General features: G+C 58.1%; 10 protein-coding genes. 6 read left to right on the forward strand and 4 right to left on the reverse strand.

Annotation, left to right across the window (positions count from 1 at the left end):
• Window positions 1-54 precede the first annotated feature (54 nt).
• Both QD228_RS06980 and sulP read left to right on the forward strand, forming a co-directional pair.
• Complete coding sequence (locus QD228_RS06980) at window positions 55-1,368, forward strand: FAD/NAD(P)-binding oxidoreductase (RefSeq protein WP_279874889.1); 1,314 nt, start codon at window positions 55-57, stop codon at window positions 1,366-1,368.
• The gene (gene sulP, locus QD228_RS06985; protein WP_279874890.1) at window positions 1,361-3,190 is read left to right on the forward strand and encodes a sulfate permease; all 1,830 of its coding nucleotides are present in this window, start codon (window positions 1,361-1,363) and stop codon (window positions 3,188-3,190) included. Before QD228_RS06980 ends, sulP begins: the two co-directional genes overlap by 8 nt.
• 154 nt (window positions 3,191-3,344) lie before the next feature.
• Here the strand turns inward: sulP and QD228_RS06990 are convergent, their stop codons facing one another.
• The 4 genes from QD228_RS06990 to speB all read right to left on the reverse strand — a co-directional run bounded on the left by QD228_RS06990 (window position 3,345) and on the right by speB (window position 9,255).
• On the reverse strand, window positions 3,345-4,811 hold the full coding sequence (locus tag QD228_RS06990; RefSeq protein ID WP_279874891.1) for an aldehyde dehydrogenase family protein: 1,467 nt from the start codon (window positions 4,809-4,811) through the stop codon (window positions 3,345-3,347).
• A gap of 84 nt (window positions 4,812-4,895) precedes the next feature.
• The gene (locus QD228_RS06995; protein WP_279874892.1) at window positions 4,896-6,548 is read right to left on the reverse strand and encodes a 5-guanidino-2-oxopentanoate decarboxylase; all 1,653 of its coding nucleotides are present in this window, start codon (window positions 6,546-6,548) and stop codon (window positions 4,896-4,898) included.
• A 131-nt stretch (window positions 6,549-6,679) separates the two neighbouring features.
• Complete coding sequence (locus QD228_RS07000) at window positions 6,680-7,996, reverse strand: YjiH family protein (protein WP_084209696.1); 1,317 nt, start codon at window positions 7,994-7,996, stop codon at window positions 6,680-6,682.
• A 308-nt stretch (window positions 7,997-8,304) separates the two neighbouring features.
• Window positions 8,305-9,255 carry an agmatinase gene (gene speB, locus QD228_RS07005; protein WP_077376000.1) on the reverse strand — a complete coding sequence of 317 codons (951 nt, stop codon included), beginning with the start codon at window positions 9,253-9,255 and terminating at the stop codon, window positions 8,305-8,307.
• A gap of 448 nt (window positions 9,256-9,703) precedes the next feature.
• On the opposite strand from speB, the gene QD228_RS07010 reads away from it, so the two are divergent.
• Genes QD228_RS07010 through QD228_RS07025 form a run of 4 tightly spaced genes read left to right on the forward strand, consistent with a single transcriptional unit; the run spans window position 9,704 to window position 14,582 of the window.
• The gene (locus tag QD228_RS07010) at window positions 9,704-11,353 is read left to right on the forward strand and encodes a sigma 54-interacting transcriptional regulator (RefSeq protein WP_279874893.1); all 1,650 of its coding nucleotides are present in this window, start codon (window positions 9,704-9,706) and stop codon (window positions 11,351-11,353) included.
• 37 nt (window positions 11,354-11,390) lie between these two features.
• Window positions 11,391-12,239, forward strand: coding sequence for a hypothetical protein (locus tag QD228_RS07015; protein ID WP_279874894.1), 849 nt, complete (start codon window positions 11,391-11,393; stop codon window positions 12,237-12,239).
• Window positions 12,240-12,276: 37 nt separating this feature from the next.
• Window positions 12,277-13,536: a hypothetical protein gene (locus tag QD228_RS07020; RefSeq protein ID WP_279874895.1), complete on the forward strand. Its 1,260-nt coding sequence runs from the start codon at window positions 12,277-12,279 to the stop codon at window positions 13,534-13,536.
• On the forward strand, window positions 13,536-14,582 hold the full coding sequence (locus QD228_RS07025; protein ID WP_279874896.1) for a hypothetical protein: 1,047 nt from the start codon (window positions 13,536-13,538) through the stop codon (window positions 14,580-14,582). The genes QD228_RS07020 and QD228_RS07025 overlap by 1 nt, the downstream gene beginning before the upstream one ends.
• Window positions 14,583-14,597: the final 15 nt, after the last annotated feature.

Here is a 14,597-nt window from a genome sequence, read left to right on the forward strand (position 1 = left end):
AATGACGTAGACTTCTTACGTGTCTATGCCCATTTTCTTTTCAAGGAGTCACGGATGAACAATCCCGCCAGCGATTCAGCCTCATCACCGTCACCAGCAACCAGGGGCGAGACGACCGTCACGGTGCCCCCCAATGCCCACAAGGTGGTGGTTCTGGGAGGAGGGGCCGGCGGGATTGCCGTGGCAGCCAGCCTGCTCAAGCGTCAGGCCGGCATGGATATCGCCATCGTCGAGCCATCGGAGCAGCACAGCTATCAGCCGGGCTGGACGATGGTCGGCGGCGGGATCTTCACCCCGGAGTCCACTCGCCGGCCGATGTCCACGGTGATGCCCAGGGGCGTGCACTGGTATCGCGAGTCCGTGGTGGGCATCGACGCGGATGCGCATGAGGTCACGCTGGGGGATGGGCGCAAGCTTCGCTATGAGCGTCTGGTGGTGGCCATCGGGCTTGAGCTGGACTGGGCGGCCATCGAAGGCCTCGAAGAGACCCTGGGCAAGAATGGCGTCACCTCCAATTACCGCTATGATCTCGCGCCTTACACCTGGCAGCTGGTGCAGTCCCTGCGCAGCGGTCGTGCGCTGTTCACCCAGCCACCGATGCCGATCAAGTGTGCCGGCGCCCCCCAGAAGGCGATGTATCTGTCCTGCGATCACTGGCAGCGTGAAGATGTGCTCGGTCAGCTGGAGGTCACCTTCCACAACGCCGGGGGCGTGATGTTCGGCGTGCCGGCCTATGTGCCTGCGCTGGAAGAGGCCGTGAAGGGCTATGGCATCGAGGTGCAGTTCCATCAGCGTCTGATCGCCGTGGATGGGGAAGCGCAGACGGCGCGCTTCGAGGTGGCGGCGGCCGAGGAAGGCGGCGAGCCGCAGATCGTCGAGCAGTCCTTCGACATGCTGCATGTGGTACCGCCCCAGAAGGCGCCGGCCTTGATCAAGGACTCGGGGCTTGCCAACGCCGCTGGCTGGCTGGAGCTTGAACCCGAGACCCTGCAGCACATCACCCATCCCGACATCTTCGGTCTGGGAGATATCAGCGGCACCTCTAACGCCAAGACCGCCGCGGCCGTGCGCAAGCAGGCGCCGGTGGTGGTGGAGAATCTGCTCGCGACCCTGGCCGGCGACTCGCTGGCGGCGGGCTATCGTGGCTATGGCTCCTGCCCGCTGACGGTGGAGAACGGACGCATCGTGCTGGCGGAATTCGGCTACGGCGGTGAGCTGCAGCCGACCTTCCCCAAGTGGCTCAATGACGGTACCCGTCCGACGCGCCTGGCCTGGCAGCTCAAGGCACGTGGCCTGCCGTTCATCTATTGGAACCTGATGCTCAAGGGCCATGAGTGGCTGGCGCGTCCGGCGTCACGCGATGTCTGAGCCGCCCGAGCTGACCCACGCCCGCTCGCGCGGTGCGCTGGCCCGCTGGCTGCCGCTGGCGGGTTGGCTTGCCCAGTATGATCGCCAGAGTCTCGGGCGAGATCTGCTGGCGGCGGTGATCGTCAGTGTCATGCTGGTGCCGCAGGCACTCGCCTATGCGCTGCTGGCGGGGCTGCCGGCGCAGGTCGGCCTGTATGCCAGCATGTTGCCGCTGGTGCTGTATGCGCTGTTCGGCACCAGCAGCACGCTGGCCGTCGGGCCGGTGGCGATCATCTCGTTGATGACGGCGTCTGCCATCGCAGGCATGAGCGGTGCCGATGGTGCCGCGCTCTCGACGCCCGAGATGCTCGCCGCTGGGCTGCTGCTGGCGCTCATCTCCGGTGCCATGCTGGTGGCGATGGGGCTGTTGCGGTTGGGGGCGCTGGTGAATTTCATCAGCCACCCGGTGATCTCCGGCTTCATGACGGCCTCCGGTGTCCTGATCATCGCCAGCCAGCTCGGGCCCATGAGCGGCCTGCGCCTGAGTGGCGGCAATCTGCTCGAGATGGGGGAGTCGTGGCTGTCATTGCCGCAAGGGGCCGGCGTGCATTGGCCGACACTGGCCCTCGGGCTGGGCTGCTGGGCCGCACTGACGCTGGCGCGTCGTCATCTCAAGCAGGGCCTGATGGCCCTCGGGATGAGTGAGAGCGCGGCGGGCATGCTGTGCAAGACCACGCCGATCCTCGCCGTCATCCTGTCCAGTCTGCTGGCCTGGGGCCTGCAGCTTGGCGAGCAGGGCATGGCACTGGTCGGCAGCGTGCCCGGCGGCTTGCCCACCCTGAGCCTGCCAAGCCTTGTCAGCAATGACTGGTCGGGACTGCTGGTGTCGGCACTGTTGATCAGCGTGGTCGGCTTTGTCGAGTCGCTGGCATTGGCCCAGACCCTCGCCGCGCGTCGGCGTCAGCGCATCGACCCCGACAAGGAGCTGATCGCGCTGGGGCTCTCCAACATGGGCGCAGGCGTCAGCGGCGGCATGCCCATCTCGGGCGGGCTGTCGCGCTCGGTGGTCAACTTCGATGCCGGGGCCGCCACGCCACTGGCGGGGGCCTTCACGGCCATCGGCATTCTGCTCGCCAGTCTGTGGTTGACGGACTGGCTGGCGTGGCTGCCACGCGCGACGCTGGCGGCCATCATCATCGTCGCCACCAGCAGTCTGATCGACCTCGCGGCGATCAGGCGCACCTTCCGCTACTCGAAGGGCGATGGGGCGGCCCTGATGATCACGCTGATCATCACCCTCGTGCAGGGGGTGGAGAGCGGCATCATCGTCGGCATCCTCGTGTCACTGGGGCTCTATCTCAAGCGCACCAGCCAGCCGCACAGTGCGCTGGTCGGACGCGTGCCGGGCAGTGAGCACTTTCGCAATGTCGAGCGACATGAGGTCGAGACCGACCCGGAGCTGGCGATACTGCGCATCGATGAGAGCCTGTATTTCGCCAATGCGCGCTATCTGGAAGACACCGTGCTGGCGCTGGTGGCACAGCAGCCGTCGCTCAGGCATCTGGTGCTGGCCTGCCAGGCGGTCAACCTGATCGATGCCTCTGCGCTGGAAAGCCTGGAGGTCATCAATGAACGCCTGACGGCAGCCGGGGTGTCGCTGCATCTGAGCGAAGTGAAGGGCCCGGTGATGGACCGCCTCAAGCGCTCTGAACTGCCGACCAATCTCGGCGGCGAGATCTATCTGAGCACCTTCGATGCCTGGCAGGCGCTGAGCATCCACGGCAGCCATTGTGGCCAGTGCTGCGCACGGGATGGGGTCAGCCAGACGGCGGCGGCCGGCTGATAGGAGAAGGCGCTGGTTTCATGGGAAAGCCGTGAAGGGAAGCCGCAAAGGAAAAGTGGTGAAGTAAAAAGGTGAATGAAAACGCCCCGCCTCGGGGATTGCCGAGGCGGGGCGTTTTCGTCATCTGATCAGGCAAGACGCTCAGTCAATACTTTCAATCAAGTACCGGCCCGATGATGTGCTTGACCTCCAGATAGCCCGCCAGGCCCCAAGGGCCCAGCTCGCGGCCGATGCCGCTGCGCTTGAATCCACCCCAGCTGGCCTGTACCAGCGGCAGCTGCTCGCTGTTGTACCACACCACGCCTGCACGCAGACGGCGGCCGAGCTGCTGGGCGCGCCTGGCATCACCACTGACCACCGTGGCCACCAGCCCGAAATCGCTGTCATTGGCGAGGCGAATCGCCTCGGCCTCATCCGCCACGCGACGGGAGCACAGCACCGGCCCGAAGATCTCCTCACGCCACAGACGGCTCTCCACCGGGACATCGGTGTAAAGCGTCGGCGCCACGAAATAGCCCTTGGTCGGCAGGCTGCGATGGGTGTCATCGCGCAGCGCCGTCAGGCCTTCCTCGCGTGCCACATTGAGATAGCCCAGCACGGTGTCACGTTGGCGGGCGCTGGTCATCGGTCCCATCTGGGTCGCGGCGTCCAGCGGGTCACCCAGCACCAGTGCATCGATACGACTGGCCAGGGCGGTGTGCAGGTCATCGGCGATGGCCTCATGCACCAGCAGCCGCGAGGTGGCGGAGCAGATCTGCCCGGCATTGAAGTAGATGCCGGCCATCACCCAGTCAGCGGCGTCGTCGATGTCGGCATCTTCCAGCACGATGATCGCTGACTTGCCGCCCAGTTCCAGTGACACCCCACGCGTACCGCAGGCCGCCGCCTGCATGACCTTCTCGCCGACCACATTGCTGCCGGTGAAGGAGATCTTGTCGATGCGCGGATGACGCGTCAGCGGCGCGCCGATGCCCTCGCCATCGCCGTGCAGCAGGTTGAACACGCCTGCCGGCAGTCCGGCTTCCAGCGCGATCTCGGCCATCACCTGTTCCGGCAGCGGCGTCACTTCAGACGGCTTGATCACCAGGGTGCAGCCCGCGGCGAGCGCCGGCGCGACCTTCCAGGCACTGGTGACCAGCGGGAAGTTCCACGGCGTGATCAACCCCACCACGCCGGCCGGCTCCTGATAGCTGTGCGCCGCATAGCCTTCGACATCATGCGCGACCACCTCGCCCTGACGGGAATCCAGCGCGCGTGCCTGCTCGGCGTAATAGCGGTAGCAGCCGATGGCGTCATCGAGATCGATCTCGGCCTCGGCGCGAATCTTGCCGTTGTTGCGGCACGACATTTCCACCAGCGCTTCCCGGCGAGATGTCAGCCCCTCGGCGAAGGCCTCCAGATAGACGGCACGCTCGGCGCCACTCAGTGCCTGCCAGCCCTCGAAGGCATTGGCAGCCGCCGTGACAGCGGCCTGTACATCACGCGCATCCCCCGCCGTCACCTCGGCGATGACGGTTTCCTCGAAAGGATTGGTGACCGCCAGACGGCGCTCGCCGTGGGACTTGACCCACGCGTTGTTGATGAACTGCTGATCGAGCTTGTGCATTGAAGTAGCTGACATGGGAGTTCCTTGCCGCCAGTGACATACGGGTGACTGGCGGTCATTGTTCAATGTTGTGAAGAGATGCGATGCGCCAAATCGGACTCAGCCGGCGATCGAGCGCTGCCACCCGGCCGCGTCGATTTCCACCAGCAGCGGGGCGCTAGCGTCGCGCTCGTCCAAGGCGACCTGCAGTGCCTGGGGGGAATCGATGGCGACGGCGGCGCAGCCGAAGCCGCGGGCCAGCAGCTGGAAGTCGGGGGCCTGGATGTCGACGCCCAGACGCGTGACGCCGGCGTTGTCCATGAAGCGGCGAATCTCCTCATAGCCCTGGTTGTGCCACAGCACGATGACGACCGGCAGCTGTTCTTCTACCGCGCAGGCGAGTTCCGACAGCGTGAACATGATGCCGCCATCGCCGACCAGCGCGATCACCGGCAGGTCCGGGCGGCCCAGGGTCGCGCCCATTGCGGCGGGCAGGCCGTAGCCGAGCGTGCCGTAGCCGGTGGAGGCATTGAAGTAGCGGCGCGGTGCCGGCTGGCTGAGCAGGTGGTTGGCCGCGTAGACCGTGGCGCAGGAATCGCCGACCCAGATGGCCTCCGGCAGCGCTTGCTGGAGGGTGTCGAACAGCGGCACGTAGGGCGCGAAGGCCGGGTCGGTCGGCAGGGCGAGGGCTTCCAGCGTGGCGGCGGTGATCTGCGCGCCGCGACCTGTGCCTTTCGGGTTGCCCTTGAGGTCAGCCAGACGATCGGCGAGCGTCTCCAGCGCCAGGCTGGCATCGGCGACGATACCCAGCGTGGCGGCATGATTGCGCGCCAGCTGCTCGGGGTCGATATCGATGCGGATCAACTCTCCGCCGATCACGAAGCCATCGTCGAACACCACGTCGTAATCGGTCTCGCCAAGCTCGGTGCCGATCGCCAGCACCACATCGGCGTCGCGCGCCAGCTCGCGTACCGCAGGCAGTGCGGCATTGGCGCCGAGATCCAGCGGGTGGGCGCCGCCGAGCAGGCCCTTGGCATTGATGGTGGTGACGGTGGGGGCATCCAGCGCCTCCACCAGTTGACGCGCGGCCTCAGGCGCGGCGACACAGCCACCGCCCAGCAGTACCAGCGGGCGCTCGGCGCCTGTCAGAAGGGCCACGGCCTCGTCGATCAGCGTCGGGTCCGGCGCGAGACGCCCGATGCGTGAGCGCGTGACGTCATGGGTGCTACGACCGGCAGGCAGTGGAATCTCGGCATTGAACAGGTCAATGGGAATCTCGAGATGCACCGGGCCGGGGCGGGCACCCTCGAACAGCGCAAAGGCACGGGCCAGCACTTCCGGCAGCGCGGACGGGTCGAGCAGGGTGTGGCTGAAGCGCGCCACGCCAGAGATCAGCTGCTGCTGGCTGGGCAGCTCATGCAGACGCCCCTGGCCCCGCCCGAGGGTGTCGGAGCGATTGACGCTGGAGATCACCAGCATCGGGATGGAGTCGGCCAGCGCCTGGCCCATCGCGGTGGTGATGTTGGTCATCCCCGGGCCGGTGATGATGAAGCACACTCCGGGCTTGCCGGTGCTGCGGGCATAGCCATCGGCCATGAAGCCGGCGCCCTGTTCATGGCGCGGGGTGACGTGGCGAATGGTGCGCGCAGTGGGATCAGCATCCGGCTCCAGGCCCCGGTAGAGTTCGACGGTATGTACGCCGGGAATACCGAAGACGGTATCGACGCCGTAGGTGTCACGCAGCAGTCGGATCAGGAGTTCAGCACAGGTCATGGCAGGCTATCCGGCAGACGGGAGCGCCGTGGCGCCCCCGGAAGTCATGAGGAAAAGGAGTCCTAGGAACAGGAGCCCAGGCACAGGAGGCTGGTGGTGGCACAGCGCTCTTGCGGCGGGCTGGCCTCGGCTCAGAACACGAAGACGTGGGCGATACCAGCGATGATCGGCAGGGTGATCAGCGTGCGCAGCACGAAGATGGCCACCAGTTCCCAGATCTTGAGCGGAATCTTCGACTTGAGCAGCAGGGCACCGATCTCGGACATGTAGATCAACTGGGTCAGGGACAGGCAGGCGATCACGAAGCGGGTCAGTTCGCTGTCGATGTCCTTGGCCAGCACCGCCGGCAGGAACATGTCGGCAAAGCCGACTAGCGTCGCCGGGGCTGCCTCTGCCGCGTGGGGAATCTGCAGCAGTTCCAGCAGAGGAATCATCGGGTAGGAGAGCCAGGTGAAGACCGGCGTGAACTCGGCCAGCATCAGCGCCACGGTCCCGATGGCGATCACCACCGGCAGCAGACCGAGGAAGATGTCCGCCACGTTGAAGCCGGCCGATTTCACCAGCTTGAGCGGGCCCGGCGCATGCTCGGCGCGCGCGACCGCCATGCCGAGTGAGTAACGCAGCACGCCACAGTCACTCTGGTTCTCTTCACTGATCTGGCAGCCGACCGGCTCGTGGTAGTCATCTCGCTTGCGCGACAGCGGCGGCAGACGCGGCACGATGACGGCGGCGATCAGCCCTGCGATGACGACGGTCAGATAGAAGGGCACGAACAGGTGATTGATGTTCATGAAGCTGGTGACCAGCAACGCGAAGGCAATCGAGACCACCGAGAAGTTGGTGGCGATCACCGCCGCTTCGCGCTTGCTGTAGAAGCCCTGCTCGTACTGCTGGGTGGTGATCAGCACGCCGACGGTGCCGGAGCCCATCCATGAGGCGGTGGCATCGATGGCACTGCGACCGGGTAGATTGAAGATGGCGCGGAACGGACGGCGAACCAGGCTGCCGATGAATTCCATGAAGCCGAAGTCCACCAGCAGCGGCAGCAGAATGGCCGCGAAGAAGAAGAAGGTCAGCAGGACAGGGGCGAGATCATTGAGCATCACGCCGCCGGTGAAGGCCGCCGTGACGGCGGCTGGCCCCCACTGGAAGTAGGTCATCAGCGCGAAGATGGCGCCCAGGGCGCGCATGGCAAACCACACCGGTGCGACATCGAACAGCTCATGCGCTGCACCCTGACGTGCCCAGTTCGGCTTGGCGAGCTTGACGAAGCCGGTGAGGATCACCGACAGACACAGCACCGCGACGGCGATGGCGGGCAAGGCGCTGCCGAGCGTGGCCTTGAGCCAATCGGCCATCAGGCCCATGCCGATGTTGATGGTGTCGCCAACGCTGAACGGCACCAGGAAGAAGCTGACGCCGAGCAGTGACGGCACCAGGAATTTCATCAGCCCCCTGGCCGTCAGCGGCACCGGGCGGGTGGCGATCAGGTCCTTCTTCGGGCGGGCCGCTGGGGTCGCGGCGGAGTCAGACGCGGAGTCATGCTGGGACGGTGCGTGCTCCGCCGTCGGGTCGATGCTGGTTGTCATTCGGGTCACCTTGATCTTGTTGTAATGGTCAGGCTCTGATCGGTCATTCGGCATGCGACATGCCGTCTTCGCGGGGGATTCTTCACGTGCCAGAGACGGGACAGGCCCCTGGCACGCGACCCGCCCTCCGGCGGGGTCTTTCACTGGCAATGGAGGTGCGGTGCGACTCAGTCGCGCTGTTGCACGCCCGGCAATACGCAGAGCATCTCGTAGAGCAGGGTCGCGCCCATCAGCGCGGTGTTGCCGCTGGTGTCGTAGGGCGGAGAGACTTCCATCAGGTCACCGCCGACGATATTGAGGCCACGTGCGCCGCGCACGATTTCCATGCCCTGGGGCATGGTCAGGCCGCCGGCTTCCACGGTGCCGGTACCGGGGGCGACGGAGGGGTCCAGTCCGTCGATGTCGAAGGTGATGTACACCGGGCGATCGCCCATCATGTCTCGCACTTCGGCCATCAGCGGGGCGAGTGACTTGAACCAGCACATCTCGGCGGTTTCCACGCGGAAGCCCTGCTGCCGGCACCAGTCGAAGTCATCGGCGGAGTAGCCGGTGCCACGCAGGCCGATCTGCACCACGCGGTGGCTGTCGAGCAGGCCTTCTTCCTGGGCGCGACGAATCGGCGTGCCGTGGGCGATGGGCTCGCCGAACATGTGGTCATTCACGTCGGCGTGGGCATCGATGTGGATCAGGCCGACCGGGCCGTGCTTCTTGGCGATGGCGCGCAGCACCGGCAGGGTGACGGTGTGGTCACCGCCCAGGGTGAGCGGCACGCAATCGTGGCTGAGCACTTCATCGTAGAATTTCTCGATGATGTCCATGCTCTTGGGCAGGTGGAAGGTGTTGATCGGCACATCGCCGATGTCCGCCACCTGCAGGCTGTCGAAGGGCGCGGCGCGGGTGGCCATGTTGTAGGGGCGCAGCATGCGCGATTCATCACGGATCTGACGCGGGCCGAGACGCGCGCCCGGGCGGTTGGAGGTACCGATGTCCAGCGGAATGCCGATGAAGGCGGCATCCAGGCCTTCCGCGGTTTCCTGAGCCGGCAGGCGCATCATGGTGGCCGGCCCGCCGAAACGTGGCATGTCGTTGCCGCCCAGTGGCTGATTGAATTCGCTCATCTGTCTCTCCAGGGTCTTGAGTCGCTCGCGATACGCTGACGGCGAGCGGGGTATTGTGATGGTTCGCCTGATCGCCTGGCCGGACGGTGTCATGAAAGCCGGCGATTCTCCTTGGCGCATACCCCAGCATTGCAGTAACCATGCCAACTTTCAGTCGATTGATTTTATTGGATTTTTTAAAGAGGTGGTTGTCGAGTGATTCATTTGTGGATCACTCGTGCGCCAATACTGATTCAAAAATGGATCACTGATTCATTTGTGGATCACATTCAGGCATCATCGAGAGTGTCTTTTAGCGCTGTACTTGCAGCGCAGTACTTGCAGCGCACTGTCAGGAAGTGCGCTGTCGTCAAAAGCACCTCTTGAAAAGACGTGCAAGACAGACCTGCGAGAAAGACCCGCAGAAAGCCCCGTCCCGATTCACAGGCTCGACCATGAGGTGCCCGCCATGTCAGAGCTCGACCACCAGATTCTCAAGACCATCATCGACACCGCTCACGATCACTACTTCGTGGTGAGCGCGGACGGCCAGGTGCTGGATGTCAGCCCCGGCGCCGCGGCGGTCTATGGCATGACGCGTGAGGCGCTGTGTGCCGCCAACGTGCATGACCTGGAAGCCAGCGGGGTGCTCAAACCCTCCATCAGCCTGGAGGTGCTGCGCACGGGGCGAACGCTGCAGATGATGCAGCTCACCGCCACTGGACGGCGAGTGGTGGCGCAGGCGCATCCGGTATTCGTCGCGGGCAAGCTCGAGTGCGTGGTCAGCCGCTCGATGGATCTCACCGATATCCAACTGTTGCAGCAGGAATATGCCGTGCTCCAGCAGCGCTTCACGGATCACCTGCGGCGCAACTCGCGGGGCAGTGAGCTGGGCGGGGGGAGTGCGGGGGAAAGTGATTGGGGGGCGGTGGGGAGTGCGCGCTCCGGTGCCGAGCAGACCACCCATGACGCGCAGCAGCAGGGGCGTGCCCTGTGTGAGCAGGCCGCGCGCGAGCAGGCAGAGTGTGAAGACGCCGCGCTGGAACTGGGCGAGCTACAGGTCAAAAGCCCCGTGATGCGTGAGATAGCGCTGCTGCTCAAGCGGGTCGCGCCCACCAACGCCACGGTACTGATGCTGGGCGAATCCGGGGTCGGCAAGACGGCCTTCGCCCATCAACTGCATCGCTGGAGCCAACGCGCCGACGGCCCCTTCATCGAGGTGAACTGTGGCGCCATCCCCGAAAGCCTGTTCGAGTCCGAGATGTTCGGCTATCAAGCCGGTGCCTTCACCGGCGCGGGCAATCGCGGCAAGGCGGGCCTGATGGAGCAGGCCGAAGGCGGCACCCTGTTTCTGGATGAAATCGGTGAGCTGCCGCTCGCCACCCAGACCAAGCTGCTCAAGGTGATTCAGGACGGAATGATCACCCGCCTGGGCGACACCACCACCCGCCGCGCCGACTTCCGACTGGTCGTCGCCACCAATCAAGACCTCGCCGCCCGCGTGGAGCAGGGACAATTCCGCCTCGACCTCTACTACCGCATCAATGTGCTCCCCGTCAGCCTGCCGCCGCTGCGCGAACGCCGCGAAGACATTCCCGCCCTGATAGAGCAACACCTCTCACGCCTCAATCAACGTCACGGTCGTCGCAAACTCCTCGACGCTACCCTATGGCCCGTTCTCATGCGCCAGGACTGGCTCGGTAATATCCGCGAACTGGAAAACTGGCTGGAACGCGCCTGGCTCAGCGCCCCCAGTGATGTCATCGACAGCGACTCAGTAAAATCACTGCTCAACACTTGTTCCACGAATAACGCTAATGGACTAGGCAATTCATTTGGCTTCAGTAATGACAAATCTAATGGAATAGGCGTTACTGAAAGTTTTCCCACTGCCGATACCTTACATAGTGACAATTCCCTCTCAGTGCATGCCGCTGAGGGGGCGGTAGCCATGCCAATACCCAAACTCGGCCCCAACGAAACGCTCAAGGAAGGCTTGGCACGCATCGAAGCACAGTGGCTACGCGAGATGGCAGCCGAGCTGCCCAGTACCTATGCGATAGCCAAGAGGGCAGGGATCAGCCAGCCTTCGGTGGTGAGGAAACTTAAAAATGTATAATCAAATTAATATTGTACTTTCTTGTTAGGGAGGAAGTATGGATATAGTTATAATTTCAGCTTTTGTTTCGGCTACGATTACGATGCTAATTAATTATTTCAAAATAACTTATTCAGCCTCTGTAATTTATAGATATGAAGAAAAAAGAGAAATAAGAAAATTTGTAGTCAGACATCATGGTTATTTGGTCCGTTATACAAGCAATATGAGTTACAGGTTGTTTAACATGTATTCAAATAAAAATAGATGTTGGTTAGATGTTGGTAAGAAATATTCTTCCAACAATTACTATTACAATAGCACCCTTTATAGGTTTATGTGTGTGATTGCTTGTATTTACCAAGTAGATCAAGAATCACTGATTATGAATACCAAAGTGGCTGAGAAAAAAGATTTGTTGTTTTTAAATTACTCCGAAGCAATACATTGGGTTATGACAGATACAGCCCTTTTTGAAGGGTTGGATTATAATAACTATGAGCAATCATGTCATTTTTTTTCGGATAAGCTAAGAGAATATGGCGCATTATGTGTTAATGAAGATAAGGTGGTTAGTATGGATATCTTTTTGAAGCATATTAACCATGAGTCTGGTATAGGGCCCGTATTAGATTATTTTGATGGCATCGAATTAGATGAGAATAATTTTAAGTGGGATAGGTTGGTTGTTCTTCATCTTATATTGCTTGCTTTCCTAAATGAATATGGCTATCGGAGACATAGAAGTGACGATAAGGTTTTCCTTGAAGTCGCAGGGAAGATCAATAACATACAGGTCTTAACTAACTTTGTCGAGTGGATCCCTAAGCTAGATTTAAATAATAACAAAGAGATTAGAAAGATAATGTGTGCATATGAAAAGCTGCCACGAGTTAAGCGCATATAATATTCATTATTGAGTATTCATACAAGGAGATGGCGATATGGATAAAAGAATTGAGGGTTCATGGTTAATACATCATACTCAGAAGTTGGGCCTAGTTACTTCTAATAATGAATATAGTTGCACTGAGATGGCGGGAAAAGCAGGTATGCTGCTTTCTGCCATTTCAGCTGATGATCAAGCTGATATTGATATGATAAGGGTAGAGGCTCTAGCCGGATCTGCTAACATCTCAAGGCTTGAACTTCCCACTTTACTGGGGCTGCTTGAAGAGAAAGGTGTTATTGATAAAAGCAAAAATTCCATATCTGTATTAGGTACTACCACCCATAGTTCTTTGATTCATACCTCCAATTTTTTTAGAGACTTCAACCCTAGACCTATAGAATTAGCAGCGATTGAACTTTCTGAATTAGCTTCTGACAAGCCAATCGATAAAAAAGAAGCTTTTCAATATTTCTCAGATACCTATCGACTTGATACCCCTTCTACTAAGAGGTTTTTCGAGACTTCAGAAATTATAGGTTTTATTGATAGTGAGAAATATGGTCGTGATAAGGAGATATATTTTAACGGTAATGTGTTTAGAAGCGGTAGCCCGAAAAAGATAAAATCAGTTCTTGACACTCTATCTCCAATAGATAATCAAAATCTGTTAAGTATTAATGGAGAACTAAAAAAAACTGCATGTATGAGTGTAATCGAAGTAAGAAAAGTATTGGGTGTACCTCTTTTTGATAAACTATGTGCTGTGGGTTATTTTGATATAAACGTAGTAAGTAACAGTCAGACTGATTATGGATACGTTACGCTACCATCGACGTTTTCTAAATATAGTTCTTCGATGGTCGATGATGCTTTTGATTTGGCTAAAGCTTTTGTGAGTTCTCTCACGTATGGGATGACGCGAAGTGAATATCCACGAGGTAAAATAAGTATGATTAATAGGCTTCTTCAAGTTTTAATTTCTGGAGAGCCAGTTGGGCCTGTTAATGCTATAGGTGAAGACTATAAGGTTTTAGAAGCTAAAGGAGTAATAAGAGTATTTAGCGGTAGCAAGAAAGGTAGAAGGGGGTATATGATGAAATTATTAAAAAGAGAGGTAGGTGAACTGGCCTTGCAGGCTATTAATCAAGGGGATATTAGTGAAAATTCATTAGAATGCATGCCAGGTATGGCTCTGACTAGATATAAGGGGCCAAGCGCGAATAGGGTAGAAATTCGGAAGCAGCAACTGAGTCGTGATCCTAAAGCCACTAACGATGTTATCCAAGCTTTGCGTACTGGAGCAATTTTCTAATGATTAATTTAAAAAAAGGGTTTAGAGCTGAAGAGAATTTAAGAGATTACTTTAATAGAGCCGGTTATTTTGTTGTGCGCGGGGTCCCTTTTAAATATGCCAATTTCGATATTACAGATATAGACTTATGGTTGTATGGTAGAGCTTCATCTGTTTCTAGAGAAATCACAATAGTTGATATTAAAAATAAAAAAACTCCTCAGGCAATTGAAAGAATATTTTGGATTAAAGGTCTTCAAGCAGCTGTAGGTGCGGATCAAGCTATTGTGGCTACTACTGAAGGCCGTAAAGAAGTTAAAGATTTCGGTAAAAAACTTGATGTTTTAGTGTTGGATAGAAATTTTATATCTAGATTGAATAAGAATAGTGAAGAAAATCTAACTAGGTACTCAGATGAAGAATTTTTTGAAGAGATTTCTAATTATACATACTCTAAATTAAATGGTGATTGGAAAGGGAGAATAAATCGTGCCAAAAGCCTATTAACCACTGGGCTAACTTTCGATAATGCAAATAAATGGTTGTCTGATTCTCAGTTCTTTGCTGAGCAAGGGTTAGTTTCACATATGCATAGTGAAATAGCTCTACGTTCATTTTATTTGATGCTCTCATACTTCGCGCTTTCAGTTGATTACCTCTTAAGAGATATACTTTTTCTAGAGCCAGAAGAAAGACGTAAGGCAATAGTTGAAGGGTTTCAATATGGTAGTAGCGGTAAAGAAGGAATAGAAAATAAAATTAGTATGTCATTATCACTTGTAGAACGGTTTTATGAAGGTGGAGCTAGCATATCCAAGCAAATAAAACATAAGGTCGATCATGAGTTTGAATCTTTAGAGGCGAATTTACTCGGGGATTATTTTTCCAAAAGCGAAGTATTTAGGACTCTTTTTTATGTGGCAAAAGAACTGGAGGAAATGTCGATGAGTCGTGAGTTTGTACATTTCTCTAATTCATCAGTCGGTGTGAAATCATTGATAGGATGCTTGTTTGATTATTGGGGGATGTCTAGGAATAGTTTGGTGCAAAGAAGCTTTGATGTATAGTTAGTTAATAAAAAT

It is taken from the genome of Cobetia sp. 3AK, assembly GCF_029846335.1.
GTDB classification, from domain to species: Bacteria; Pseudomonadota; Gammaproteobacteria; order Pseudomonadales; family Halomonadaceae; genus Cobetia; species Cobetia marina.